Consider the following 26,400-nt stretch of genomic DNA (forward strand, 5'->3'; position numbering starts at 1 on the left):
GGCTTCAAATTTACAGTATGAAACTTGTACTGATCGGAACCGGTAATATCAGCAATGCCCTGGGAAGGCTGCTGGCCAATGCAGGGCACCAGGTGCTTCAGGTCTATGGCCGCGATCGTCAGAGGGCTGCACACCTCGCTTACGATACCGGTGCCGCGCCGGTTTCAGACTGGAAGGCGATCCGGTCAGATGCTGATCTTTATATCACGGCCATCAGCGATCGTGCATTGACGGGTTTCAAAGAAAAATTGCAACTCCCGGGAAAATTCCTGGTGCACACCGCTGGCTCGGTGCCGCTTAATGTGCTGGAAGGCGTAAGTGAAAGAACCGGTGTCTGGTATCCGCTTCAAAGCATCCGGGGTGATCAGCCGACACCGCATAAGATCCCGTTTCTCATTCAGACGTCAGCGCCGGAAGATAGCGTTTTGCTGCGCGAACTCTCAGAAAGCATTGGCTGCCCCTCGCAGGTAGTCACAGAATCCGTCCGCATCAACATGCACCACGCGGCAGTGTGGGTCAACAACTTTCCCAACCTGCTGTACAGCATCGCTTACCGGCTCACGGAAGAAAACAAAGTACCCTTTGATTTCCTGTTGCCGCTGCTGCAGGAAACCGCCGACCGCCAGAATGGAACGGATCCCTGGAAATGGCAAACAGGTCCGGCGTTGCGCAACGACACCGTCACTTTACAAAAGCATATGGATCTGTTGAAATCGCATGCCGGATGGCAGGAACTGTATGCGAAAATGTCTGCAGCGATCGCTGACCTTACTCAAAAGGCTGAATAATATCGGTACGCACATCGTACATGGACTTACCGGTGGGATCATCTACATAGACTTCATAAGGTTTTCCGGCGGCCTTTTTGTTATTGCTTTGCAGCCATCCGGCAAGTTTGTCATAGCCGGCTTTCATTTCTTCATAGGGACCATAATAATGCGCGATGATCACTTTGGATGCCGGTTCTTCCCGAAACCTGATCCTGCCAGAGGTAGTCGCCGGCTTGCCGGAAACAGCAATCGCCGCATCCACGATAAATGGTTCACCCTCTGTATAATACCAGGCCATCGGCGCCTGACTTATCGATAATTTCTGCTCCAGCATAAGTCCATTCATTTCGCCATAAGCTTTCTGCAGCAAGGGACCAATCTCCGTCATAGCCTGGGCCGTATCAAGAATAGTCAGTAACCGCATCGCGTCTACCTTACTTTCTTCCAGCGTTACCTTCGGATCCTGCTTACCCAGTTGCCCGCTTTCTATTTTCTGCTTCAGCTGCGACAATCCGTTATCAAAATCCTTTTCCATCATGCCCCGCATCAGCAATCCCATCCACCGGCCCACCGGGTTCATGCCCATATTCATGGTCATTTCCCACTTTACGGAAGTCCCCTTTCCATCAGGCTGAAGCCACCAGGTGGCAAACGAAGGATTGGGCGACTCCCCGAAAGTCATCTCAGTGGTGATCGATTTATACGGTTGTACATCAGAGATCTTTAACTGTCCGTCACCCACCTGTGAATTGTCACTGAACCACTTATACGATGCACCAAGACCGCTCGTCCTGTCCCCCCATTCAATCCGCATCGCCGTATCCCGCTGATTCCAGACCATCCAGGAATTGTAGGTCTTCATATTGGTCAACACATTATAAATTTTTTCGGGTTGGGCCTGTATCGCAATACCCCGCGATACCGAGACCTTCGCCGGCAACAGGTATCCGGCGAGGAGCAATAACACCAGGATACCAAGGATCCATCCAAGGATTTTAAGCAGTTTTTTCATGACAGGCTATTTAAGGAATCCTTAAAGGTATAAAAACTGCTATTTTTGCATCCCAAATTGGAAATTAATGTATTCGATCACATTCAAGTTTGAGCAGAAGGGATTGGAGCCGGTAACTTTGGATAACATAAAACCTGACCAGAGCCTCCTGGAGGTGGCGCTGGACAACAATATAGAACTGCATCACAACTGTGGTGGAGTCTGCGCCTGCAGTACCTGCCACCTTTACCTGGAACAGGGGGAGGACCTGGTAGAAGAGCTCAGTGATAAGGAAGAAGACTTTATCGACCGCGCGATCAATCCGCGGCTGACCTCCCGCCTTGGTTGCCAGTGCGTCCTGCTTGCCGGCCAGAGCGGTAAGGTCACTGTCACCCTGCCCGATCAGACACAATTTTTAGGAGAATAATCAATACGCATCCTATGCCGCATTACGAACCGCCGATTCACTGGAGAGACCACGAAGACATTGCGCTGAAGCTTTATGAAAAATTCGGCGATGATTTCAATGAAGGAAAGATCTACAGGATCCGTTTTACGGACCTGCTGGAATGGGTGCTGCAATTGCCCAACTTCGCCGGTAAACGCGAAGAATGCAATGAAGGCCACCTGGAAATGATCCAGAGCTCATGGGTATACGAATGGCGCGATAACCAGAAATAATGCCATGCTGCAGCAGTTCCGGGAAATAACCACTTTTGTTTTTGATGTTGACGGCGTGCTCACTGACGGCGGACTCTGGCTGTTTGATGACGGTCAGCAAGTGCGCCGCATGCATATCAAAGATGGTTATGCCCTTCAGCTGGCAGTAAAAAGAGGGTACCGGGTGATGGTGATCTCCGGCGCTAAATCAGAGGCGGTTCGCCTCCGGCTCACCCGCCTGGGCATTACCGAAGTGCATATGGGCGTGGAGAATAAACTCGCCCTGCTGCAGGAATACCGTAAGGCCAATAACCTGGTGTGGAAAGAGATCATGTACATGGGCGACGACGTACCTGATATCGAAGTAATGATGGAAGCCGGTATCGCCTGTGCGCCGGCAGATGCCGCACCTGAAATAAGAAAGATCGCTGCTTATATTTCCCCTTTGAACGGAGGATACGGCTGCGTCCGCCAGATAATAGAAAAAGTGATGAAGCTGCGGGGAGACTGGACACAGGATACCTCTGTTCCGAGTAAATAAAATCATTATTCTTGAAACTGATCGGTGCATTTCTTCGCCTGGTTCGTTGGCCCAACCTGTTTTTCATTGTCGTCACCCAGGTGCTTTTTTACTATTGCCTCCTGGTGCCGGCCATGACCGGCGTATCAATGCCCGGAAACAGTGGCAGCCTGAAACTGGACCCTTTCTTTTTCGCACTTCTGGTCATTTCTTCTGTTTGCATTGCCGCCGCAGGTTATATTATTAATGACTACTTTGACCTGAATATCGACCTTGTCAACAAGCCTGATACCATCGTCATCCAGAAGATCATCAGTCGCCGCTGGGCCATTGCCTGGCACGGCCTCCTATCCGCCGCGGGAGTGATCATCTCAGGTTACCTCAGCTGGAAACTGCGCAACCCCATTATCGTCTTTGCCAACCTGGGCTGCGTGATCCTGCTCTGGTTCTACAGCACTAATTTTAAGAAACAGCTGCTGGTTGGCAACATCATCATCTCACTGCTCACGGCATGGGTAATCCTCGTGATCTACTTTGCCGAGATAAGCATTTCCCGTTTCGATGAACCGGAGTACCGTGATGCAGTTCAATCGATCTTCAAATTCACCATCATCTACAGCGCCTTTGCTTTCCTGATCTCACTGATCCGGGAACTGGTTAAGGATATGGAAGACAGGGAAGGAGACGCCCGTTACGGCTGCCGTACCATGCCGATCGTATGGGGTATCCCCGCCACCAAATACTTCACCACCATCTGGGTCATCCTGCTTTTCGGTTCCATCGCCATCGTGCAGCTGTACGGTCTGCTCAAAGGCTGGTGGATCGGTTCCGTTTACTGCCTCGCAACAGTACTGGTTCCACTGATCACCATCGGCTGGCAGATCCAGAAGGCTTCTGCAAAAGCTGACTACCACAGGATCAGCACCTGGATCAAACTCATCATGCTGGCTGGTATCCTCAGCATGGGCTTTTTCAAATGGTATCTATGACAAAGCAAATAACGCTGGCATCGCAATCGCCCCGCCGCAAACAATTGCTCGAATGGGCAGAAATCCCCTTTGTGATCAGGGTTGCCGATACAGATGAATCTTTTCCGGAACACATGCCCGTGGAAGAAGTGCCCGTACATATCGCCCGGGAGAAATGTCAGGCCGTAATGGCCCGAGAAACAGGCGACGGCATTTATATCGCCGCAGACACGGTAGTAGTACTCGATAACCGTATTATTGGCAAGCCAACGTCAGTGGAAGATGCCGTCAGCATCCTGCAATCGCTCTCTGGAAAGGAACATCGGGTGATCACAGGTGTCGTGATCCGCAATGCGTCTAAGGAGATCAGTTTTGCCGACATCACCCATGTCAGCTTTCATACCCTCACAGAAGATCAGATCCGCTTCTATGTGAACAAATACCAGCCTTTCGACAAAGCCGGCGCCTATGCCATCCAGGAATGGATCGGCGTGGTCGGCATCCGCTCAGTGACCGGTGACTTCTACAATGTAATGGGGCTGCCCGTAAGTCGAGTCGTGAAAGCACTGGAACAATTCCGGTGATCTCCCCCTTGAACGGGCTTTGCTGCATGGCTAGTTTTGATACATGCAGGAGAAACTTTTACAATTCATCTGGCAGGAAAGATATTTTGACGGAAACGAACTTTTCACGGAAACCGGCGAGCCCCTGGTGGTTCTGGATACCGGAAAGCTCAACCGCCACCAGGGCCCTGATTTTCTGGACGCCCGCCTGCTGATCGATGGTACGCAATGGGCAGGAAACATTGAACTGCACACCAAAAGCTCCTACTGGCAACAACACCGCCATGGCCCCGATCCCCACTACCGGAATGTTATCCTCCATGTGGTATGGGAAAATGATGACCGTCAGCTGGCCATAAGACTTCCCACACTCGTGCTGCAACACCGCGTGTCCTCCATCATGCTGCACCGGTACGGGGAACTGATGAACAAAGCGGGCAGCGCCATCATCGCATGCTCCGGTCTGCTGGAACTGGTTCCCGAAACACAGTGGCTGCACTGGAAATCAGACCTGCTCCACCAGCGCCTGATGAAAAAAGCCGCCTGGTATCTCGACGGCTGCCGGGCAGCTGGAATGGACTGGAACAAAGCCACCTGGCACTGGATTGCCCGGCAATTCGGCGGCTCAGGTAACGGTCAGTTCTTTGAACAGGTGGCGCGCAGCATCGACTGGAAGATCCTGGTTCGCCACCGGCAGCACCTGGAGCAGCTGGAGGCACTGTTACTGGGACAAGCCGGACTGTTGCCCGAAGATTCACCAGATCAGTATGTACAGGGGCTAAAGCGGGAATATGACTACCTGCGTTCAAAATACAGCCTGCCGGTGGTATTCGGACAGGTGCAGAAACTGAGAATGAGACCCGCTGCTTTTCCCGAAGTCAGGCTCGCTCAACTGGCTGCACTAATCCGGGATAACAGGTCAGGCTATGCGCGTTTTCTGGATTGCAATACCTGGCAGGAGGCCGAACAACTATTTCACATTGCAGCAGGCGGGTTCTGGAACCATCATTATCAGCTCGATAGCATTACTACCTTTCAACCAAAACACCTGGGATCTGAAATGATTCAGTCACTCATCATCAATGGCATCATTCCGATACTCTATGCTACCGGAAAACAGTTGCGACAGCACCATTTCCAGGCCAGGGCACTGCAATGGCTGCACGATATGCCACCGGAAAAAAACCAGGTGATTGCGGAATGGGAAAGACTGGGAGTCAGCTGCCGGCAGGCAGGCGACTCCCAGGCATTGCTCGACCTGCGCAAAAACTATTGCCTGGCCAAACGATGCCTGGATTGTGCCATTGGAAAATACCTATTGAAACGTTAAAGTGAATGCTGAAAAAATGATCACAGTTTACCAGTTGTAAACCAGCTGCATATCCAGTTCAGCAGAAAGACTTTTTGCAACCGGGCAATTGTTACCGGTGTTCTCGAGGATGGTCCGGCTTTTATCATCCAGCTCAAGTCCTGCCGGCATTTTAAGCACAACGTCAAGCCGTGCAATCCGCCGGGGATCAGGCCGCATATGCTTTTGAATGTCGATGGTAGTGCCCCTTAGATCAATGCCCATGTCCATTGCTTTCATGCCCATCGTGGTGATGGCACATGTGCCCAGTGCAACACCAACCAGGTCGGTTGGGGAGAAACGCTCACCCTTACCCCGGTTATCTGTGGGTGCATCGGTTTCAATGATCGTCCTGCTCTGATTGTGGGTGATCTCACACCTCAGGTCGCCTTCATAAACTACGGAAGCTGTCATGCTATATTTTTGCCTAAATTTACGTTGGCCGCTATCTAAAATAATGAACGTGAAAAAAATACTCGTTTTAAGCCTCGGCATTCTCGCAAGTACAATGACGATGGCACAATCCCAATCCGACCCCAACGCCCCCCGGAAAAACAAAAAGGCCGAGAAAAAAGAACGCATTAACGCGATGGCAAAAATGGAAGAGGAGGGCGAACTGATTTTCAACAAACATTCCATCTTTGGCATTAAACTCAATACCGACGGATACGGCATCTCTTACGAAAAAGGAAAATTCATCACCCCCAGGCGCACACGTTTACTGATGTTTGAACTGAATGAAAAAAAGCATCCTAAGGAAGATAAGGATGCCGGCAGCTTCGACATCTTTGGGAACGTTAACCAGTACGTATACGGCAAAGCCAACAATTTCTATCAGCTGAAAGGCGCATACGGCTATCAATACCTCATTGGCGGAAAATCCAACAAAAACGGCATAGCCGTATCTGCACTCTGGGCAGGCGGTCTCTCCCTGGGTTTCGAAAAACCCTATTATGTGGATGTGCAGAACCTCGATACCCAGGAACGTTCCCGGAAGACTTTTGACGAGATTCTCCAGGATCCGGGGAAATATGGCGTTCTCGGCGCCAGCGGCTTCACGGTAGGCTGGGGAGAAGTAAAGCTGAATCCCGGCGCCCAGGTCAAATCCGCCCTGCGGTTTGACTACGGCCGCTTTAATGAGGTCGTTTCCGCCATCGAAGCCGGCATCAACCTCGAATATTACGCCAAAGGAGTACCCCAGATGGTGACCGTCGAAGAGAAACACCTGTTTTTCAACGCTTACGTAACACTGCTGTTTGGAAAGCGGAAGTAACGTATTTTTGCCTATTATGCAGGAATTGCCCGTAGTTTCGGCCCTACAACCCGAAACCGAACAGAAGATCAAGAAGCCCAACTGGCTGCGTGTTAAACTCCCCACCGGCGAAAACTTCAAACAGGTCCGTGGCCTGGTGGATACCCATAAACTTCATACGATCTGTGAAAGTGGAAATTGCCCCAATATGGGCGAATGCTGGGGTGCCGGCACGGCCACTTTTATGATCCTCGGAAATATCTGTACCCGGAGCTGCGGCTTTTGTGCTGTTGCCACGGGCCGCCCGGAACCTGTGGATTGGGATGAACCGCAAAGGGTAGCCGAAGCCATCTACCTCATGAAAGTAAAGCACGCGGTCATCACTTCGGTTGACCGTGACGAACTGAAAGACGGAGGCTCCACCATCTGGTATAACACCATCAAGGCGGTGAAACAGCTCAACCCTGACACCACGCTGGAAACACTGATCCCCGACTTCAGGGGTTTCAAAGACCAGATCCAGCGGGTGATAGACGCTGCTCCGGAAGTTGTATCCCATAATATCGAAACAGTGGAACGCCTTACCAAAAAAGTAAGGATCCAGGCAAAATACTGGCGCAGCATGGAAGTGCTCCGCACACTCAAGGAAGGTAAGATGCGCGTTAAAAGCGGCATCATGCTGGGCCTCGGCGAAGCAAGGGAAGAAGTAATTCAGACCCTGCACAACCTTCGTGATAATGGTGTGGATGTGGTCACCATCGGCCAATACCTCCAGCCCACACGCAAACACCTGCCCGTACACCGCTTTGTACACCCCGACGAATTCGCAGAATACCGGGAGATCGGCTACAGCATCGGTCTCGACTATGTAGAAAGCGGCCCACTCGTTCGTTCCAGCTACCACTCCGAAAAGCACGTTATCCCCGGATACGGCATCGGCCAGTGGAAGGAACAAAAGCAGGAGCAGTCAGCCTGATGGATATTGTTGTTTGATTTGGAATGATAAAGGCCGGAATAATTTCCGGCCTCTTTATTTTCTCAGGTATCTCTACCAGTATCTGCTCACAGTGAAGCGTGACTCGCCGGCTTCATCTCCCACACCAGTGCACTGGCGCCGAGAATGGCAGCATCCGCTTCGTGCAGATCACTCTTGATCACCTTAACCTTATTCTGAAAAATGGGAAGCAGGTTCCGCTCCATGTGCTCAATGGTCGGATCAAAGATCAGCTTGCCTGCCTTAATCAGCCCGCCGAAGAGAATGATCGCTTCGGGTGAGGAGAACATGACAAAATTAGCAAGTGACTCGCCAAGGATCTGCCCGGTGAACTTGTATACTTCCTGGGAGATCTCGTCGCCCTGCATGGCACAGTCAAACACATTCTTGCTGGTCAGATCATCCATATTGTATTTCCGGAGCAGGCTTTCCTTACCCGGATTCTCCTGCAGCATTTCTTTTGCAGTAAGGCATACACCGGTAGCAGAAGCATAGGCTTCCAGTGAACCCGCTACCTTGGTGCTCCAGTGGGGACGGCCACCGGGACGGATAATGGTATGTCCCAGTTCACCCGCAAATCCATCATGACCATAGATCAGCTGACCATTGGCAACAATTCCACTACCCACACCTGTTCCGAGGGTAATGGTAATGAAATCGCGCATACCCTTGGCTGCGCCATATTGCATTTCACCCACTGCTGCGGCATTCGCATCATTGGTAAGTGCAGTAGGTAGACCGGTCTTTTCCGAAACCATATCCGCCAAAGGAATTACACCCTGCCAGCGAAGGTTCGGCGCATATTCAATGGTACCCGTATAATAGTTTCCGTTGGGAGCGCCCACACCAATTCCCTTGATATGCTCGGGTCCTCCTACCTTTTCGATCATCAGGTGCAGCCGCACACAAAGAGCGTCCACAAAAGCTTCAGCAGTTTCATATTCAGGAGTCGACAGTTGTTCGTACTGCAATACTTCGCCGCGCCGGTTCACAATACCGCATTTTGTATTGGTCCCGCCAATATCTACGCCTATCGCATATTCCATGGGAATCTTCGTCATAATCTAAGTTGATAAAAATTAATGTCCGCCGCCTACCTGGCTGTCAAAATCCAATCCCTGGGCCTTCAGCACACTTCTGAATTTCACCGCAAGATAAGCGAGGAAGGCAAAACAAAGTGCGGCAAGGAGATAAGACTTATGGAATCCGATAGCACCCATGTCGCCAAGGGTTCCCTGCAATGGCGGAATAACGGCACCACCGAGGATCATCATCACGAGGAAAGCTGAACCCTGGCTGGTATACTTGCCCAGACCGGCAACACCCAGAGAGAAGATACAGGGCCACATCACGGAACAGCAAAGTCCGCCGGCCATCAGCGCATAAACGGAAACTATGCCTTTGGAGAACACACCCACCAGCATCGCGATCGTTGCAAGCAAGGCTACGGTCAGCAATGTTTTCACAGGTTTCTGCTGTCCGTAAAAGAAGGCCAGGATCGCGAGCACGATACAAGCCGCATACCCATACAGATCAGAGATATCGTTACCGTATGCACGGTTCACCAGCAGGATAATTGCAAACGCAATAAACGGCACAACAATCGTCGCAATCTTCTTACCGGTTTCGGAAAGATTGAATACGCCGATCGCACCGGTCCACCGGCCAATCATCAGGCTGCCCCAATACAGGGAAACATATTTGGAGATTTTACTTTCATCAAGGCCGAGTTCAGTAAGATAACCAGGTGACTTCAGCAGGGCGCCGAAGTTGTTGTCAATAGTCACTTCCACACCAACGTAAACGAAGATGCCTATCATGCCGTAGATCAGCTGCTGGTACTGCATCGCACCCCAGCCTTCAGGCTTGCGGCCCGCTTCCCCATTCGACCAGAACAAGATCCCAACAACCGCAATAATAGAGATCAGCAGGAGATACAATTTATCCACTTCGGTCAGCTGACCCAGAACGATCAATGCACCAATGGCACCAGTCATCATCAACAGGCTCCGGGAAGCCTTGCTGGCCTTCTCAAATTTCTCGTCATTCTTACCATCAGGCAGTTTGGAAAAAGCAAAGAACAGCGCTACCGCTGCAAATACACCGGCAACGATCATATACAGGTTGTTTACGTTGGTGACGGTCACTTCAGTATGCTCACCACCCACTGAACCAAAAAGGAAAAGGCTCACAATGATCGGACCCAGGGTAGTACCCAGTGAGTTTACGCCACCAGCCAGGTTCAGCCGGTGAGAACCCGTGGAAGGATCACCCAGGCTGATCGCAAAGGGTTGTGCAGCGGTCTGTTGCAAACTGAAGCCCAACGCAATCACGAAGAACGAGCCCAGGATCGCAGGGAAAGAATTCGCATGAGCGGAAGGGATGATCAGCAATGCGCCCACTACCGAGATCCAGAGACCGTAAATAATACCTTTCTTATAACCGATCCTGTTGAGGATATCATATCCGAGAAGATTGGAAGCGATGAAGAGCGCCAGCGAACCAATAAAGTAGGCACCATAAAATGCTGAGCCGATAAGCTGGCTCTGAAACTGGTTCAACCCGAAATGCGTCTTGCAAAAAGGAATGAATATACTGTTGGAAGCAGCAATAAAGCCCCAGAAAAAGAACACGATCACAAGCGTGGCAAGCGCACCCGTATTGGTGGGTTGTTTAGATTGAGACATAAGCAATCTTCAATTTTATTGGTTTATTGTTCGCTGCGCATACGCGCATATGCGTCCCGCACGATGGGTGAAAATAGGACAGAATTTTATTTGTTTGAAATTTTTTAACGTCGGCGGTTACCCATTGTTTTTTCTTATTATATTGAATGGCAATTCTTTCTATGGAGATTATACATGTTTCCGCCGAGTGTTATCCTGTGGCAAAAGCAGGCGGACTGGGCGATGTGGTGGGAGCGCTTCCCAAGTATCAGACTGCAGCCGGTCATGTGTCAAAGGTGGTATTGCCGATGTACCGCACTAAATTCCTGTATGAACACCAGTGGGATGTAGTGCACAAGAGCAGCGCCTACCTCGCCAACACCTGGTTCGACTATACCATTATAAAAGAAAGGACCAATGTGCTGGGTTTCGACCTCTACCTGGTAGACATCCACGGGCTGCTCGACCGTGAAAAAGTATACGGCTACGACGACGACGTCGAAAGATTCATGAGCTTCCAGATCGCCGTGGTCGACTGGATCGCCTCCTGGAAACACCACCCGGACATCATCCACGTACACGACCACCATACGGCACTGATCCCGTTCATGGTCAAATACTGTTACCAGTACCAGCACCTGGCAGGCGTCCCCACCGTGCTAACCATCCACAACGCCCAGTACCAGGGCTGGATCGACTGGGGTCACTCTGACTATATCCCGCACTGGGACGGCTGGCGCTGGGGCATGCTCGACTGGAACAATATGATCAACCCGCTCGCAGCGGGAATCCGTTCCTGCTGGAAACTAACGACCGTAAGCTGGAGCTATCTCCAGGAAATGCGGCTGGAAAGCAACGGCCTCGAAGCACTCTTCGAATATGAAAAGGGAAAATCGGTCGGGATCCTCAATGGCATCGACGACAAGGTTTGGGACCCGGCAGCCGACAAATACCTCGATCACCATTTCAATATTGACTCCCTCGCTACAGGGAAAAAAGCCAACAAAGACTTCCTCTGCCAGGAATTCGGCCTCGACCCTAATAAACCGCTGTTCATTTTTATCGGCAGGCTGGTAGGAGAGAAGGCAGCAGAACTATTGCCCCGCGCAATCGGCGATTCCCTCTTCTATATCAACCAGCGCATGAACTGGCTGGTGCTCGGCAGCGGTGAAACCCATATTGAATGGGATCTCGGCAATATGCGCCATTTCTGGCCAGGCGTCTATAACGCCAAAATCGGCTATAACGAAAAGCTGAGCCACCAGATGTACGCCGGCGCAGACTTCCTCCTGATGCCCAGCCGTGTGGAACCCTGCGGCCTCAACCAGATGTATGCCATGCGCTACGGCACCATCCCGGTAGTACGCAGAACCGGTGGCCTCCGTGATACGGTGAAAGATTTCGGCGAACCCGGCGGGTATGGCATCTGCTTCAACCAGGCATCTATAGGGGATATCACCCAGGCAGTTTACCGCGGGGTGGAACTGTACCAGGACCAGCGCACCTTCGACGCCCTGAGAAGACAGGTAATGGAATTGAATTTCAGCTGGGATATCAGCGCAGAACAGTACCTCGACCTGTATAAATCTTTAGTACCTTAATCTTTCCAATACAAAGCTAGCTATATGTCAATAAGTAAAGAGATCCTTGCCGTTATCCTGGGTGGTGGTGCCGGAACGAGATTGTACCCGCTGACTGCAAGCAGGAGCAAACCTGCCGTTCCGATCGCCGGCAAATACCGCCTGGTGGACATTCCTATTTCGAATTGCATCAACTCCAACATCAACCGGATGTTCGTACTGACGCAGTTCAACTCCGCCTCTCTGAACCGCCACATCAAGAATACCTACCACTTCAGTGCGTTCAGTACGGCCTTTGTCGACATCCTGGCTGCTGAACAGACGCCCGACAACCCCACGTGGTTCCAGGGAACTGCCGATGCCGTTCGCCAGAGCCTCCGCCACATCAATCCCTTCGATTCCGAATACATCCTGATCCTCTCCGGTGACCAGCTCTACCAGATGGATTTCAGCGCGATGATCGACAACCACAAGAAATGCAAGGCGGATATCTCTATCGCCACCATTCCCGTCGCAGAAAGAGAAGCACCTGAATTCGGGATCCTCCGTTCCAAAGACGGCTATATCACCTCATTCATCGAGAAGCCGAAAAAAGAATTGCTGCCCGACTGGGTTAGTGATACAGGGGAGGAGATGGGCCGCCAGGGCAGAAAATATCTTGCCTCCATGGGCATCTATATCTTCAACCGTAAACTCCTGTTCGACCTGCTTGAAAATGAGAAGAAAGATGCAACGGATTTCGGTAAAGAAATCATCCCCGAATCAATCGACAAATATTCCGTGTGCAGCTTCCAGTACGACGGGTACTGGACGGATATCGGGAACATCTATTCCTTTTTTGAAGCCAACCTCGGCCTCACGCAGGACCTGCCCGATTTCAACCTGTTCGACAACAACAACGCCATCTATACCCGCGCGCGCATGCTGCCGCCCGGCAAGATCAGCGGCTCTACCCTCGAAAAGACCGTGATTGCCGAAGGCTCCATCATCAATGCCTCCCGCGTGGAGAATACCGTGGTCGGCATCCGCTCGCGGATCGGTCATGGTACCACCGTAGTCAGCTGCTACCTGATGGGGAACGATTATTTCGAGACCGTAGCCGAAATCGATATCGCCCGCCAATTGGGCCAGCCCGTGCTGGGCATCGGCGACCGCTGCTATATCAAGAATGCGATCATCGACAAGAACGTGCGTATTGGTGACGATGTGCGCATCAACGGTGGCACCCACCTCGAAAACTGCGATCACGCCCTTTACACGGTTAAAGACGGCATCGTGGTCGTGAAAAAAGGCGCCATCATCCCGAACGGCTTCGTGATCTGATTGCCAGATGCACCAATTCACAGTTTCCGCAAACATTCCATAGTCCCACATACAAAACTTAATCAAAGTCAAAAGCCTCACGGTTTTTGACTTTTTTCTTCTATATTCGAAAACGTGTATAACCTACACAACACCAACTAAAACGATTGCTATGGCCGGCCCGGCAGCTTCAACGATTACTTCCTCCATTCACAAACCCAGACTCGGTTTCTGGCAGGTTTGGAACATGTGTTTCGGATTCTTCGGCATCCAGTTCGGATGGTCGCTCCAGATGAACAATATGAGTGTGATCTATGAATTCCTGGGTGCTAAGCCGGAACAGATCCCCGGACTCTGGCTGGCCGCGCCCATGACCGGACTGATCGTCCAACCCATCATCGGGTACCTGAGTGACCGTACCTGGCATCCGCGGCTGGGCCGCCGGCGACCCTTCTTCCTGGTCGGTGCCATACTCAGTTCCATCGCCCTGTTCTTCATGCCGCAGTCACCCACCGTATGGATGGCCGCAGGCCTCCTCTGGATCCTGGACAGCTGCATCAATATCAGCATGGAACCTTTTCGTGCATTCGTGGCAGACAACCTCAATGAAAAACAGCGGCCTTTCGGATTTGCCATGCAAAGCATGTTCATCGGCCTGGCCGCCTTCGTAGCCGGTTACCTTCCGGGACTACTCTACCGCGTAGGTTTCTCCCGGGATAAGACCAATGGCGCCATTCCGGAAACCATCCAGTGGTCTTTTTATATCGGTGCCTTCGTGTTCCTCTGTGCTGTACTCTATACCGTATTCTCCAGTAAGGAATACCCGCCGGCGGATCTTACCACCTGGAAAGAAAAAGTGAAGGAAAGCAACAAGGGTTTTGGTGGAGGGATCCGCGAGATCACCCATTCGATCCGCACGATGCCCAACCAGATGAAGCGCCTCGCCCTCGTCAATTTTCTCACCTGGCCGGGACTCTTCCTGATGTGGTTCTATTACACTACAGGTGTCGCAACAGATATCTTTCACGGCGATCCCACCACCAACAGTGAGGTCTATACGCAGGGCGTAGAATATGCCAGCGCCACTTCCGGCATTCTCAACCTCGTGACCTTTTTCTTTTCGATGACCTTACCCTTCTGGGTAACCCTGATCGGGAAGAAATGGACCCATTTCACCTGCCTGATCATCGGTGGCATCGGGCTATGCATGGTGCGGTATATCCAGCAACCAGGATACCTCTATCTCGCCATGAGCCTCGTGGGCATTGCCTGGGCTTCGATCCTGAGCATGCCCTATTCCATGCTCGCCAGTCATCTGCCTGAAGACAAGGTTGGCATCTATATGGGCATCTTCAATTTCTTCATCGTACTGCCGGAGATCATTGCCTCGCTGTTCTTCGGCAAGATCATGTCGAATTTCCTGCACAACGATCGTTTGCTCGCTGTGCAGATCGGCGGTTGCCTGCTGTTTATCGCCGCCATCGCCTGTGCATTGGTAGTGAAAGAAATGAAGGACGACAAAAAATCAATGCTGGAAAATGTACCGGTTTAAGAAGATCACCCTGAAGCTCAGCCTGCCATTCACTTTGCCGTTCACCCTGCTGTTGCTGACCAGCATCGGTCTCTCCGCGCAAACCATCGAAAGCTATCCTTCCAATTGGTGGGTGGGGATGAAGAATCCGCAATTGCAAATCATGCTGCATGCACCCGGCATTGGCAACGCCAGTATCACCCTCTATAACTATCCTGGTGTCACCCTTAAAAAAGTCAATAAGGTTGACAACAGTAACTACTTGTTCCTGGACCTTCAGATCAACCCAACTGCCCGCGCCGGTACACTGCACTTCAAACTGACCGGCACCACCGGCTCCAACACTCAAAACACTTCCGGCGCCAACTCCATTCCCGCTACATTCGACTATACCCTTCAGCCGCGCCGCCCAGGAAAAGGCCGTCAATTCGCCCAGGGTGTCGATTCACACGACCTCATTTATCTCCTGATTCCCGACCGCTTCAGCAATGGCGATCCCGCCAACGACAAAATTCCCGGCCTGCGGGATCAGTCCCTCGACCGCGATTCCATCTTCCACCGCCACGGCGGCGACCTGAAAGGCATCATCAATCACCTCGACTACCTGCAGGATCTTGGCGTAACCACCCTCTGGATGTTGCCCGTATGGCAGAACGATATGCCCGACCGCACCGAGCACGGCTATGCGATTACCAACCACTACAACGTTGAACCCCGGCTCGGCACCAACGCTGATTACCGCGCCCTGGGCGACAGTCTCCACAAACGGGGCATGAAACTGATCCAGGATGCCGTCTACAACCACGTTGGCCTTTACCATTTCTTCGTGCAGGACAAACCCACGAAAGACTGGCTGCACGAATGGCCAGCCTATACCAATACCACCTACAAAGACCAGGTACTTTTTGATCCCTATGCCGCCACAGCAGACCGCAAACGCCTTTCAGACGGATGGTTCACACCCATGATGCCCGACCTCAACCAGAACAATCCCTACGTGGCCAACTTCCTGATCCAGCATGCCATCTGGAGCGTGGAAGCTTTCGGCGTCGACGGCTGGCGGGTAGATACGTATATCTACAACGACCTGCCCTTCATGAACCGCTGCAACCAGGCCCTGCTCGACGAATATCCCAATATCTCCATCTTCGGCGAAACTTGGGTACACGGCGTGCCGAACCAGAGCTATTTCTGCTGCAATACCGTCAATACACCCTTCAAATGCAACCTGCCCGCCACCACCGATTTCCAGCAATTGTTCTACGGCATCCAGGAAGCCCTCACCAAACCTTTCGGTTGGACCGAGGGGGTGAACAAACTCTATACGACCACCGCGCAGGATTACCTCTACAGCGATCCCACCAAACAGGTCATCTTCCTTGACAACCACGACCTTTCCCGGTTCTATTCCGTGATCCAGGAAGACACGGCTAAATACAAGATGGCCCTTTCGTGGCTACTAACCTTCCGCGGCGTGCCGCAGCTCTATTACGGCAACGAAAACCTGATGACCGGTGTCACCAACCCCGATGGCTGGGTGCGCCTCGATTTCAAAGGCGGCTGGCCCGGTGATCCCGTCAACCAGTTCAGCGCAGCCGGCCGGGATGCCAAACAAAATGCCATCTTCAACCATATCCGCACGTTGGCCCGTTACCGCCAGCATTCACCCGCCCTGCAAAAAGGAAAACTCCTCCAGTTCGTCCCCGAAGACGCAGTATACGTCTACTTCCGTATCAGCGAGAACAACAGCGCAAGTGGCAACAACAACACGAACAACTATAGCGCCAACCGCAACATTGGCACCAGCGACCGTATCATGTGCATCATGAATACAAGCAATGACACCAAAACCATCGATCCTAAACGTTTCAGCGAAGGCATCGGCACGAACACCACCGGCACCGACCTGCCTTCCAACACCAGCATCGACCTCCACCAGCCCATCACCCTGCGGCCCTGGAGCATGCTGGTTCTGCAATTGAAGTAATAACTTGCAGGTGTAATGATGACCGATTCCAAACGACACTGGGAACAGGTTTTCGCCGCAAAGGGTGAAAACGAAGTAAGCTGGTTTCAACCTTACCCTAAAACCTCCATTGAGTTCCTTGAACTATTCAATTTGCCCCGGGATGCCAATATCATTGACATAGGAGGCGGTGACAGTCACCTCGTTGATGTCCTGGTTGAGAAGGGATACAACAATATCTACGTGCTGGATATCTCGGCTAATGCCCTGGAAAAGGCCAAAGCAAGATTATGCGAAAAAGCCGCAAAAGTAAACTGGATCGTCTCTGATATCATTGATTTCAAACCACCCGTAAAATTTGATTTCTGGCACGACCGGGCGGCATTCCATTTCCTGACCACTGAAGCACGGATAAACCAGTATGTATCCGTTGCTGAAGCAGCCATTAAACAAGACGGTTATCTGATCCTGGGTACCTTTTCTGAAACGGGTCCCACGAAGTGCAGTGGATTGGAAATTAAACAATATTCGCAGGCATCCATGTCACACACGTTTGAACGCAGCTTTGAGCGGATCAAATGCATTGAAGAAGTTCACCTGACCCCTTTCAACACGACCCAGAATTTTCTCTTTTGCAGCTTTCAAAAAAAATAAAACGCTGCTACATTCATGAATAGGTCATTATTCGTCCTGTAAACAAACTATAAACGGCTGTTCTACAAAGGAGGCCACTACCTTTCCATTACACTTTCCCGGCGTCCATCTGCCCGAATTTTTAATTGTTTTTACACAAGCGCTATCATATGCTGACCAGCTTTCAGGCGAACGGTTCTTTATTCCGGGAAGCCCGATGTTTCCGTTTCTATCTACAATAAATACTACGGTTGTGCTGGAATGCAGTGTACCATTGTCAATTTCGGACTGAGGATATTTAAGATTTTTATTGAGAAACCGTTGCCATGCTGATGGCCCTCCGGGGTATTCCGGGGGTTCTGACAGATTCTTATAAATGTATTCTCTCAGATTCTGATCAAAGAATCGTTCACAGGCATCCGGTTGCTGCGTTACCTGGGCTAAACCGTTGCTGCAAAACACAAGGACTGCTAAAGATATAAATGCATGTTCCCGAAACCTTTTCCTTAGGTCAATTTGCAGTCTCGCCATATGCTGTTTTGTCAAACTAAAAATTACTACTAATAGGGTCGATAGTTATAGTAATGTCAAAATATACACTACCGTTACAAGGAATTACGCTTGAACTCAACCTGTATATCACACGGAACTTAGAGTCTAATTTTCCACAACGCAGTCTGGTGGCTCATTTCAGAGAATTTTATAAATTGTCCATTTTTGAAAAAGCAACATCCTTCCTCGCTAAAGCTTCGGTGGGTAATGCACACTGCCACTATTACTGTCCATATACATGAACTCGCTGGACTTCAAACATCAAACCCAACTTCAGACCCCAAACACCCAACCTCAAACTGCTCTCCACCTACAACATCGACCACCAGATAAACTTCTGTCCCCGCTTCCCCCAATCCGAAAAAGTCGACGTCAACACCGGCGCCAGCTGATTGCTCGGCAGTTTCTTGCTCTTACCCGGCTTGCCCGTCGCAAACGCCGTCGCTGCCGGCTCAGACAATTCCACCTTTGTAGCAAACCAGGTCGTATACAAGCGTGGCACTGCCAGCCCCAGGATCATCCCTGGCAACCCGCCGAAAGACTCCGGCCCGCCACTCACGGGAATCTCTTCCGTATAAAACGCAACAACATACACAGAATCGCAAATAACCCCCACCGCCTTCCGGCACTCAAACCCCGCAATCTCCCGCGTCTCATTGCTCAGCTTCCAGTGCACTTTGGCCAACGAATCCGTGATCTCAAAATTCTCTTCAAATACCCTTCGGCGGCTGGTATACACATCAGTTTTAAAATCCATCGTCACCACATTCGTCTTCGCCGGACCCACCATCCACGGCTCCATCTTCACATCTGCCTCTCGCCCCGGCTGGTAAATCGACTGCGCCCGGTTAAACGTCAGGTTGAAATAGGAGTTGTGAAACTTCGGCTGCTTCGAAATGAAATCCTTGAAGAAATCACTCCCTTCCTCATCCATCTCAAACTGCCGGTGCACATTGATCTTCCGCTCATACTCAATCACACCATTGGACACAAATACCTGCTGCGCCCGCAGCACAAATGCCACAGCCACAAAACAGGTGAACAATACAATCTTTTTCATAGTAATTATTTTGACCCCGGTGTTTTACTGAAATTCCAGATGAAACTCACCAGCCAGTACCGCCGCAGGGTATTATACGTGCTTTCTGATATAAAGTTGCTGGACACATTCCGGTTGAAACCAATATTCTGGTTCAATATATCATTCACCGAGAACCGCAACTCACCATTCTTATTCTTCCAGAACTTCTTACTCAAATACCCATTCCATAACCACACATTCCTGTCCGCCCCAAACACATCCGTCTTCTGCCGCCAGCTATAATTCACATTGCTGTTGATCTCCATCTTCCAGGGCAACTGCACCGTCACCGTAAACTCATTCACCACTGTCCAGTATTTTGTCACCACATCGGGACGGATCGTACTCCGGCTCTTCGTATAAGAGGGACTCACCACCAGCTCCATATTGTACTTATTCTCCACATCCCTGGAGATCCCCGTATTCGCACCCACTGTAAAGTACTTATTGGTATTCGCGTCGTTATTGATATAGTTGTTCGTCTTGCCGCCGTTCACAAACACGTTACCATTCACATTCAGCTTCAGCTTCTTGATCTGCTTCCAGTATCCCGCCCACATACCATAGTCAATATTGCCATTCACATTCACGAACTTGTAGAAACGACGCCCGGTATTGTAATCCACCGAATCAAACCCGCTGATCGCCTGGTTCACAAAAGAGATATTACCATTGATATAAATGTTCCGGCTCGTCATCACCTTGTAATCATTGAAGAAATAGTTGAAACTATGCCGGAACTCCTGCTTCAGGTCCGGGTTACCCACCTTGATCACCAGGTTATTGCTGTTGTCCACGATCGGCTGGATCTGGTCGATCGTCGGCTGCCGCGTAGAACCATTATACCCGAAATTCAGGTTGGTCTGCGTACCCAGCTTGAACCGGATATTCGCCTTCGGGAAAAAGTTCAGGTAATCATACCGGTAAATACTGTCACGGAACAGGTCCGTTTGTTTGAAATCCGCGTAGGATATATTACCCCCGATATTGCCCGTGATCTTGCTTCCGTTATAACGGAAAGCCAACCCACCACTGTTGGTGTTGAAATCAAAGGAATAATTACTGCTGTAGAGACTGTCCAGCGCTTCATACTTGCCTTCTACATCTTTGTTGAACGACCGCCGGTCAGCCTTGCTCGCATTGATGCGGTAACCATAATTCAGCTGCAGGAACCATTTTTTGGAAAGCGGTTCGGTATAAGCAATCCGCACACTGTAAATATTGCTCTGCGAATAATTGTTCTTGTGCTGATCAACTGTGTCTGTACGGTAGATACTGCCGAATGCATCAAAGATATCCGTCCGCGTCAGCAACTGGTTATCAGAATTGTTGGCATTATACTGCACTTCACCGGTTACCGACAGTGACCGGCCTTTCTTCTTGTATTTTTTCCGCCAGATCGCATTCATCTTGAAATCCTGCTTGTCGCCATTCGCAAAAGAACGCGTCAGCTGGTGGTTCACCATTTTCTGCTCTTCCGTCAGTGATTCCATCTCACCCACATTACTGCTCCTTGCTGTTCCCGAACTGCCGCTTACATTCACCTTCATGCTGCTCAGCGAATCAAATTTCAGGTCATAGTAACCGCTGAGCTTGTGCCGCAGGTTCTGCGTATTGCTGGCAGTCCGCTCGTTATTGTAATACAGGGTATCGGGAAGAATGTATTGCCCGGTATTGGTGGTCTGGGTTTCCACATCCAGCTTGTTGAACTGGTAGTTGCCGTTAATATGCTTCTTGTCGGCATCCCACTTGTTGGAAAAATGCGCACCGGCCGTCCACGCCTTGGGCAGGCCCGCACCGTTATAGCGCCCGCCCCAGAGATTGAACTCATCACTTTCACCATAGGAGAAGAAGTAGCCTTCCTCTTCATTGTATTCGAAGTTATCACCGCCGCCGAACTTGTCATTATCCCGCCAGTCGAGACCGGCCTTGCCCGTGTTCGACATCGTTCCATAGGCCGAAACCTTCCGTTTCCCCTTGAATACATTAATCATGGCATCGTTCTCAAAATAGTTGGGCAATCCGCCGCCAAGCTTGGCTTTGCCGAAATAACCTTTCTTCTTGTCCTCCTTCATCTGGAGGTTAATGGTCTTCTGCTTCTCGCCGTCATCGATACCCGTAAAGGCAGCCTGGTCACTTTTCTTGTCGTATACCTGCACTTTGTCGATGGCATCGGCCCTTAAATTCTGCGTCACCACCGCCGGATCATCGCTGAAGAACTCTTCACCATCCACCAGTACTTTCTGCACTTTTTCCCCTTGCGCAGTAATCTCACCCTTCTTGTTCACCTGGATCCCCGGCAGCTTCTTCAGCATCTCTTCCACATTGGCACCCTGCCGAACGGCAAAACTGTCCGCCTTGTACTCCAGCGTATCACCCTTCACCCGGATGGCGCCGATCTTCTGCGACACGATCACCTCCTCCATCAGGGTAGCTTTACGGATCATCGGGATAGATCCCAGGTCGGACTTCTCCGTTCCCGGTTTGACCTCATCCAGGTAATCGGCAAACTTCGGATACATGATCACGAGGATCACGGGCTGCTGGTAATTCAGGGAAATGTCAAACTTCCCTGCAGCGTCCGTCCGTACATGTTTAAGAAGTGTAGAATCTTTGGAAAGCAGCACCACAGCCGCATTGGCGAGGGGTTTCTTCTCAGCGGTATCGCTGACCGTTCCTTTGATGTTTACGCCCTGGGCATAGCCCGCGCATGCTATCAGCAGGAAGCAGATAAGGTTGGTGAATTTTCTCATAAATCGGTTCTCAGGCAAAGGCGCTCCCAAATTCCGGATTAAAAACCTAACTGCCATTTTTTAAGCATTTAATATATCGTTAAAGCGTTAATTTTATTAGAACAGTTCGTTATGCCTGACAACAGTACCCAGCCTTACGAAGAACAACATTTCATAGATACCGGTAAAAATGTATGGAATTACTCCATCCTAACGGATGCGGATATCCGTAATTTCCAGGCAGGCACCCATTACTCCCTGTACGAAAAGTTCGGCTCGCATTCCATACAGGTACTCGACCGCTGGGGCATTTATTTTGCCGTCTGGGCACCCAATGCTACCAGCGTTTCCGTAAAAGGCAATTTCAACGACTGGCACAATTTCGAATATGAATTAAACCCGCGGTGGGACAATAGCGGCGTCTGGGAAGGATTTATCCCCGGACTCGGTCTCGGCGAAGTATATAAATATCATATCCGCGGCTTCGGCGGACTCGCCATGGACAAGGGAGATCCCTTCGCCAATTTTTGGGAGAAACGCCCGCTCACGGCCTCCATCACCTGGGACCTGCACTACGACTGGAAAGACGCTCCCTGGATGCAAGTGCGCAAAAAACACAATGCCCTCAACGCCCCCTGGAGCGTGTACGAAGTGCATCTCGCCAGCTGGATGCGGCCCGATCCCAACGACGAAGAATCCTACAATACCTATGCGCAGATCACCGAGCGCCTCGTGCCCTACGTAAAGGAAATGGGCTTCACTCACGTGGAGCTCATGCCCGTGATGGAATTTCCCTTCGACGGCAGCTGGGGCTACCAGGGTATCGGGTATTTCGCGCCTACTTCACGTTTCGGTTCGCCACAGGATTTCAAAGCCATGGTAGATGCCTTCCATGAAGCCGGCATCGGCGTGATCCTCGACTGGGTCCCCTCACATTTTCCCTATGATGCCCACGGCCTCTTCATGTTCGACGGCACCCATACTTACGAATATGCCGACATGCGCAAAGGCTATCATCCGGACTGGAACTCCTACGTTTTCAACTATAAAAGGGGAGAGGTCAAATCCTTCCTGATCAGCAGCGCCCGCTTCTGGTTCGACCAGTTCCATGTGGATGGCCTCCGCGTCGATGCTGTCTCCTCCATGCTCAAACTGAATTATTCCCGCACCCACGGACAATGGGAGCCGAATGAATTCGGGGGCGATGGCAACCTCGAAGCGATTGCTTTCATCAAGGACATGAACGAAACCATCTTCCGCGATTTCCCCGACGTACAGACCATTGCCGAAGAAGCGACGGACTGGCCCGGCGTTTCCCGTCCGACCTTTAAAGATGGATTAGGTTTCGGGATGAAGTGGATGATGGGCTGGATGCACGATACCCTGCGGTATTTCAAGCAGGATCCCTGGTACCGGCAGTTCCACCAGGACGCGTTCACCTTTAGCATGATGTACTTTTACGACGAGAATTTCATGTTGCCCCTGAGCCACGATGAAGTGGTGCATGGCAAGAGTCCTATGATCTACAAGATGCCAGGTGACGAATGGCAGAAATTCGCGAACCTGCGCCTGCTGTACAGCTACATGTTTACCCATCCCGGCGGCAAACTGCTGTTCATGGGCAATGAATTCGCAGTCACCACAGAATGGAATTACAAGACCGAACTGCCCTGGGCGCTGCTCCAGCACCATTCACACAGCGGCATGAAAGATTGTGTGCGCGACCTCTGCCACCTGTATCGCAATGAGCCAGCCCTCTACGAAGAACAGTTCAGCAACAAGGGTTTCGAATGGATCGACCTCAGCCATCGCCAGGAATCGGTGATCGTGTTCCGGCGGAAGGGCAAGAAACCCGAAGAGGACGTCCTGGTGATCCTGAACATGACGCCCGAAGTACGGCGGAACTGGAAGATCAAAGCGTACGGGAAATCGGCCTGGAAGGAGATCTTCAACAGCAATGATGCGAAATACTGGGGTACGGGCGATGTTTTTAACCCCGAAATACTCGTCGAAACGCTGGACGAAAAAAACAAATTGTTTGAAATAAACCTTCACCTGCCTTCGTTAGGAGCGATAGTATTGCGCTAGCGGAACCCCTCAGGGCCCGCCTCAAACCCGCAATACTTAAATCCGCTGCTATGAAGCCCTTCCTGAAGTTGTCCGCATTCCCGAAGCTGCCTGTAATCCTGAAGTCTTCACAACCCTTACTTTTTGCACTACTGCTGTCCGGGGGCCTGTCCATTTCCCTGACCACCACCTACGCGCAGTCAAAGTCAAAATCATCCAAGTCGTCCACCACAGCAGCCCCGGCCCGGTCCGCCGCACCGGCGCCCGAACCGGAACCAACCGGCAAATTCGCCGACCAGCTGAAGGAAGCCGCCGCAACTGCTTCCCGGGGCGACAATAAAGCTGCTTACCAGCAATACCGCAGCATCGTCGCCGACGATCCCGAAAACCTGTTCGCCCTCCGCGGGATGGCCAAAACCGCCGAAAGCCTGCAATATGCCGTAATCGCGCGGGAAACGTATAAAAAGATCATCACTATCCTGCCCAACGATACCGCCAGCATCAGCCACCTGGCCGTGCTCTTTTTTGATACCCATCAATATACCGAAGCAGCCGATATGGGCCGCCGGGCGCTGGGCCAGAACCTGGGCAGTGGCAATGAATGGCGGGTAGCTAAATCCTACTACGAGCTGAAAGAATACCGCAGCACCCTCGAATACCTGGACAAGCTCTCCAAAAAGGACAGCTCCAACGCGGAAGCAGCCTTTGTCATGGCACGTTGCCAGATCGAGATGAACAACTACAAGCGGGCCATTACCGCTTACGAACAGGCGATCCGTCTTGACCCGAATAAGCCCGACTGGAAGTTCGAGGTGGGTATGACCTACCTGGCCATCCCCGACATCAGAAACGGCGTTAAATGGCTTGAAAATGCCCTTGCCAACGGTTATCCCCGGGAGCGTGACATCCTCGAGACCCTGGCCGGCGGCTATATCGACCTGGGTGCCTTCGACAAGGCAGCCACCACCATTGCCGAGATCCTGAAATCGAATCCCAAAGACGTCAACATGCTCTTCATGGAAGGCGAGGCCAACCTCCGCGCCGGCCAGTATGCCGCCGCCATCGACTCCTACGGCAAGCTGCAGACCCTGGACCCCAAAAATGCCCGCGCCATCTTCATGAGCGGCATTGCGCACATCAAGATGGGGGACAAGAGCAAGGGGGACAACCTCTGCCAGCAGGCGATTCAGATGGATCCCTCGCTCGAAAAAATGCGGCAGTCCAGTACGGGGCTGAGCCTTTAAGTTTAACTGTTTATAAGTTTAGGCTTCGCCCACCGGCTTCGACTGCTGAAGCGTTAGCGTAAGCAGTAGCTTTAGCGAAGGTGGGTTTAGGAGTTGGCTGCCTCGCCCTGGCCAGTCTTTAAAAAGTAATTGCAAATCATTATCATTACAGGCCGGACGTTTTGTCCGGCCTAAACCTTATTCTGACCATGCAAATTTTCTGTTTGTGGGTGAGGTGGCGAAGCATTAACCAGGAGCGTCACAAAATCCTGCAAAGCCGTCTTCAAAACAACACTTCGATTCAGACATTGCCTGCAAAGTAAAACCTACACATTCAATGGCGACGGATCAGGAAAAAATTGATCAGCTAACCGCTTTCATAAACCGCGAAAAATTCTCCGACGACAAATGGTATGGCAGGGAATTAAATCCCTCCGCAAGGGAACTTTCTTCGAAACTGGAACAACTTTTTAATGGTTGTGCCAGCGCACTGATCGACGCTATTAATGCTAAGGCATCGGACGCGCAATTGAAGAAAATTCTGAAAACGAGGCTATCCTATTTTAATCAACGGGACTACGACACAGAGGAAAAGGAATTCATTTGTGACGTTTTTTTCGAAATAGCGCAAATCCTGAAAGTTGACTACACTGATACGATGAGGCGTTGGCTCTATGGTCCGGTAATGGCTACCATATTAAAGCTACAGGCAGTATTAAATCCGCCAGAAGTTTTAGATACCATAAAACTGAACTGTTCAACTTGCGGAACGGCTCTTGATACCTTCATTATGCGAAAGGAAACCGGGATACCGGACTTTAGCTGGAATATTATTCAATGCAGGAACTGTAAAGACTATGCCATGGTAAGCTATGGAACTAACGTAAAAGAATTTCGACACGACAATTACGCTATTGTTGAGCAGCTGCCAAAGCACGAGTTCACCAAAGAACAAGCTGAAATACGACTTGAACAAATCCGACAATTCAGAAAACAATAAA

At 51.0% G+C, this 26,400-nt stretch carries 23 protein-coding genes; 17 read left to right on the forward strand and 6 right to left on the reverse strand.

The window, feature by feature from the left end; translation table 11 throughout:
- Window positions 1-17 precede the first annotated feature (17 nt).
- Entirely contained in the window at window positions 18-788 is a 771-nt protein-coding gene (locus FPE01S_RS22340) for a Rossmann-like and DUF2520 domain-containing protein (protein WP_046371350.1), read from the forward strand.
- Here FPE01S_RS22340 and FPE01S_RS22345 read toward each other — a convergent pair.
- Entirely contained in the window at window positions 769-1,782 is a 1,014-nt protein-coding gene (locus FPE01S_RS22345; protein WP_046371351.1) for an SRPBCC family protein, read from the reverse strand. The genes FPE01S_RS22340 and FPE01S_RS22345 overlap by 20 nt on opposite strands.
- A 67-nt stretch (window positions 1,783-1,849) precedes the next feature.
- Here FPE01S_RS22345 and FPE01S_RS22350 point away from each other — a divergent pair, with 67 nt between their 5' ends.
- The 6 genes from FPE01S_RS22350 to FPE01S_RS22375 are packed head-to-tail and all read left to right on the forward strand — an operon-like array spanning window position 1,850 to window position 5,802.
- On the forward strand, window positions 1,850-2,188 hold the full coding sequence (locus FPE01S_RS22350; RefSeq protein WP_046371352.1) for a 2Fe-2S iron-sulfur cluster-binding protein: 339 nt from the start codon (window positions 1,850-1,852) through the stop codon (window positions 2,186-2,188).
- Between the two features lie 14 nt (window positions 2,189-2,202).
- Complete coding sequence (gene iscX / locus FPE01S_RS22355; RefSeq protein WP_046371353.1) at window positions 2,203-2,442, forward strand: Fe-S cluster assembly protein IscX; 240 nt, start codon at window positions 2,203-2,205, stop codon at window positions 2,440-2,442.
- 4 nt (window positions 2,443-2,446) lie between these two features.
- Window positions 2,447-2,962, forward strand: coding sequence for a KdsC family phosphatase (locus tag FPE01S_RS22360; protein ID WP_046371354.1), 516 nt, complete (start codon window positions 2,447-2,449; stop codon window positions 2,960-2,962).
- Between the two features lie 11 nt (window positions 2,963-2,973).
- A complete protein-coding gene (locus FPE01S_RS22365) occupies window positions 2,974-3,930 on the forward strand; it encodes a geranylgeranylglycerol-phosphate geranylgeranyltransferase (protein ID WP_046371355.1) in 957 nt (318 codons plus the stop codon).
- Complete coding sequence (locus tag FPE01S_RS22370; RefSeq protein WP_052956107.1) at window positions 3,927-4,493, forward strand: Maf family protein; 567 nt, start codon at window positions 3,927-3,929, stop codon at window positions 4,491-4,493. Before FPE01S_RS22365 ends, FPE01S_RS22370 begins: the two co-directional genes overlap by 4 nt.
- A 43-nt stretch (window positions 4,494-4,536) precedes the next feature.
- Window positions 4,537-5,802, forward strand: coding sequence for a DUF2851 family protein (locus FPE01S_RS22375; protein WP_046371357.1), 1,266 nt, complete (start codon window positions 4,537-4,539; stop codon window positions 5,800-5,802).
- A 27-nt stretch (window positions 5,803-5,829) separates the two neighbouring features.
- Here FPE01S_RS22375 and FPE01S_RS22380 read toward each other — a convergent pair whose 3' ends face one another.
- Window positions 5,830-6,234, reverse strand: a complete 405-nt coding sequence (locus FPE01S_RS22380; RefSeq protein ID WP_046371358.1) for an OsmC family protein — start codon at window positions 6,232-6,234, stop codon at window positions 5,830-5,832.
- A 49-nt stretch (window positions 6,235-6,283) separates the two neighbouring features.
- Here FPE01S_RS22380 and FPE01S_RS22385 point away from each other — a divergent pair, with 49 nt between their 5' ends.
- Together FPE01S_RS22385 and lipA are read left to right on the forward strand one after the other, a co-directional pair.
- Window positions 6,284-7,093, forward strand: coding sequence for a hypothetical protein (locus FPE01S_RS22385; protein ID WP_157474133.1), 810 nt, complete (start codon window positions 6,284-6,286; stop codon window positions 7,091-7,093).
- Window positions 7,094-7,109: 16 nt separating this feature from the next.
- Complete coding sequence (gene lipA, locus FPE01S_RS22390) at window positions 7,110-8,048, forward strand: lipoyl synthase (protein WP_046371360.1); 939 nt, start codon at window positions 7,110-7,112, stop codon at window positions 8,046-8,048.
- Between the two features lie 86 nt (window positions 8,049-8,134).
- Here the strand turns inward: lipA and FPE01S_RS22395 are convergent, their stop codons facing one another.
- The gene (locus FPE01S_RS22395; RefSeq protein WP_046371361.1) at window positions 8,135-9,127 is read right to left on the reverse strand and encodes an ROK family protein; all 993 of its coding nucleotides are present in this window, start codon (window positions 9,125-9,127) and stop codon (window positions 8,135-8,137) included.
- Between the two features lie 18 nt (window positions 9,128-9,145).
- Window positions 9,146-10,753 carry an MFS transporter gene (locus FPE01S_RS22400; protein ID WP_046371362.1) on the reverse strand — a complete coding sequence of 536 codons (1,608 nt, stop codon included), beginning with the start codon at window positions 10,751-10,753 and terminating at the stop codon, window positions 9,146-9,148.
- A 161-nt stretch (window positions 10,754-10,914) separates the two neighbouring features.
- Here FPE01S_RS22400 and FPE01S_RS22405 point away from each other — a divergent pair, with 161 nt between their 5' ends.
- From FPE01S_RS22405 to FPE01S_RS22425, 5 genes are all read left to right on the forward strand, one after another.
- Entirely contained in the window at window positions 10,915-12,333 is a 1,419-nt protein-coding gene (locus FPE01S_RS22405; RefSeq protein ID WP_046371363.1) for a glycogen synthase, read from the forward strand.
- Between the two features lie 24 nt (window positions 12,334-12,357).
- On the forward strand, window positions 12,358-13,635 hold the full coding sequence (locus FPE01S_RS22410; RefSeq protein ID WP_046371364.1) for a glucose-1-phosphate adenylyltransferase: 1,278 nt from the start codon (window positions 12,358-12,360) through the stop codon (window positions 13,633-13,635).
- Between the two features lie 151 nt (window positions 13,636-13,786).
- On the forward strand, window positions 13,787-15,166 hold the full coding sequence (locus FPE01S_RS22415) for an MFS transporter (protein WP_046371365.1): 1,380 nt from the start codon (window positions 13,787-13,789) through the stop codon (window positions 15,164-15,166).
- On the forward strand, window positions 15,153-17,132 hold the full coding sequence (locus FPE01S_RS22420) for an alpha-amylase family glycosyl hydrolase (protein WP_046371366.1): 1,980 nt from the start codon (window positions 15,153-15,155) through the stop codon (window positions 17,130-17,132). Before FPE01S_RS22415 ends, FPE01S_RS22420 begins: the two co-directional genes overlap by 14 nt.
- A gap of 15 nt (window positions 17,133-17,147) precedes the next feature.
- Window positions 17,148-17,765: a class I SAM-dependent methyltransferase gene (locus FPE01S_RS22425; RefSeq protein ID WP_046371367.1), complete on the forward strand. Its 618-nt coding sequence runs from the start codon at window positions 17,148-17,150 to the stop codon at window positions 17,763-17,765.
- An 841-nt stretch (window positions 17,766-18,606) separates the two neighbouring features.
- On the opposite strand, the gene FPE01S_RS22435 is transcribed toward FPE01S_RS22425, so the two are convergent.
- Entirely contained in the window at window positions 18,607-19,356 is a 750-nt protein-coding gene (locus FPE01S_RS22435) for a GLPGLI family protein (protein WP_052956109.1), read from the reverse strand.
- Window positions 19,357-19,361: 5 nt separating this feature from the next.
- Window positions 19,362-22,130, reverse strand: coding sequence for an outer membrane beta-barrel family protein (locus tag FPE01S_RS22440; protein ID WP_169749215.1), 2,769 nt, complete (start codon window positions 22,128-22,130; stop codon window positions 19,362-19,364).
- Between the two features lie 111 nt (window positions 22,131-22,241).
- Here FPE01S_RS22440 and glgB point away from each other — a divergent pair, with 111 nt between their 5' ends.
- The 3 genes from glgB (at window position 22,242) to FPE01S_RS22455 (ending at window position 26,399) form a co-directional block, all read left to right on the forward strand.
- A complete protein-coding gene (gene glgB / locus FPE01S_RS22445; protein WP_046371369.1) occupies window positions 22,242-24,197 on the forward strand; it encodes a 1,4-alpha-glucan branching protein GlgB in 1,956 nt (651 codons plus the stop codon).
- A 50-nt stretch (window positions 24,198-24,247) separates the two neighbouring features.
- Window positions 24,248-25,420, forward strand: coding sequence for a tetratricopeptide repeat protein (locus tag FPE01S_RS22450; RefSeq protein ID WP_046371370.1), 1,173 nt, complete (start codon window positions 24,248-24,250; stop codon window positions 25,418-25,420).
- A 316-nt stretch (window positions 25,421-25,736) separates the two neighbouring features.
- Window positions 25,737-26,399 carry a DUF4844 domain-containing protein gene (locus tag FPE01S_RS22455; RefSeq protein ID WP_046371371.1) on the forward strand — a complete coding sequence of 221 codons (663 nt, stop codon included), beginning with the start codon at window positions 25,737-25,739 and terminating at the stop codon, window positions 26,397-26,399.
- The last annotated feature ends 1 nt before the right edge of the window (window position 26,400 follow it).

The sequence above is a fragment of the Flavihumibacter petaseus NBRC 106054 genome (assembly GCF_000974785.1).
GTDB lineage: Bacteria > Bacteroidota > Bacteroidia > Chitinophagales > Chitinophagaceae > Flavihumibacter > Flavihumibacter petaseus.

Bases quoted from the DNA above. Each gene is read 5' to 3' on its own strand.
- FPE01S_RS22340 (WP_046371350.1), top strand. From the start codon at position 18: ATGAAACTTGTACTGATCGGAACCGGTAATATCAGCAATGCCCTGGGA.
- FPE01S_RS22345 (WP_046371351.1), bottom strand. From the start codon at position 1,782: ATGAAAAAACTGCTTAAAATCCTTGGATGGATCCTTGGTATCCTGGTG.
- FPE01S_RS22350 (WP_046371352.1), top strand. From the start codon at position 1,850: ATGTATTCGATCACATTCAAGTTTGAGCAGAAGGGATTGGAGCCGGTA.
- iscX (WP_046371353.1), top strand. From the start codon at position 2,203: ATGCCGCATTACGAACCGCCGATTCACTGGAGAGACCACGAAGACATT.
- FPE01S_RS22360 (WP_046371354.1), top strand. From the start codon at position 2,447: ATGCTGCAGCAGTTCCGGGAAATAACCACTTTTGTTTTTGATGTTGAC.
- FPE01S_RS22370 (WP_052956107.1), top strand. From the start codon at position 3,927: ATGACAAAGCAAATAACGCTGGCATCGCAATCGCCCCGCCGCAAACAA.
- FPE01S_RS22375 (WP_046371357.1), top strand. From the start codon at position 4,537: ATGCAGGAGAAACTTTTACAATTCATCTGGCAGGAAAGATATTTTGAC.
- FPE01S_RS22380 (WP_046371358.1), bottom strand. From the start codon at position 6,234: ATGACAGCTTCCGTAGTTTATGAAGGCGACCTGAGGTGTGAGATCACC.
- lipA (WP_046371360.1), top strand. From the start codon at position 7,110: ATGCAGGAATTGCCCGTAGTTTCGGCCCTACAACCCGAAACCGAACAG.
- FPE01S_RS22395 (WP_046371361.1), bottom strand. From the start codon at position 9,127: ATGACGAAGATTCCCATGGAATATGCGATAGGCGTAGATATTGGCGGG.
- FPE01S_RS22400 (WP_046371362.1), bottom strand. From the start codon at position 10,753: ATGTCTCAATCTAAACAACCCACCAATACGGGTGCGCTTGCCACGCTT.
- FPE01S_RS22405 (WP_046371363.1), top strand. From the start codon at position 10,915: ATGGAGATTATACATGTTTCCGCCGAGTGTTATCCTGTGGCAAAAGCA.
- FPE01S_RS22410 (WP_046371364.1), top strand. From the start codon at position 12,358: ATGTCAATAAGTAAAGAGATCCTTGCCGTTATCCTGGGTGGTGGTGCC.
- FPE01S_RS22415 (WP_046371365.1), top strand. From the start codon at position 13,787: ATGGCCGGCCCGGCAGCTTCAACGATTACTTCCTCCATTCACAAACCC.
- FPE01S_RS22420 (WP_046371366.1), top strand. From the start codon at position 15,153: ATGTACCGGTTTAAGAAGATCACCCTGAAGCTCAGCCTGCCATTCACT.
- FPE01S_RS22425 (WP_046371367.1), top strand. From the start codon at position 17,148: ATGATGACCGATTCCAAACGACACTGGGAACAGGTTTTCGCCGCAAAG.
- FPE01S_RS22435 (WP_052956109.1), bottom strand. From the start codon at position 19,356: ATGAAAAAGATTGTATTGTTCACCTGTTTTGTGGCTGTGGCATTTGTG.
- FPE01S_RS22440 (WP_169749215.1), bottom strand. From the start codon at position 22,130: ATGAGAAAATTCACCAACCTTATCTGCTTCCTGCTGATAGCATGCGCG.
- glgB (WP_046371369.1), top strand. From the start codon at position 22,242: ATGCCTGACAACAGTACCCAGCCTTACGAAGAACAACATTTCATAGAT.
- FPE01S_RS22450 (WP_046371370.1), top strand. From the start codon at position 24,248: ATGAAGCCCTTCCTGAAGTTGTCCGCATTCCCGAAGCTGCCTGTAATC.
- FPE01S_RS22455 (WP_046371371.1), top strand. From the start codon at position 25,737: ATGGCGACGGATCAGGAAAAAATTGATCAGCTAACCGCTTTCATAAAC.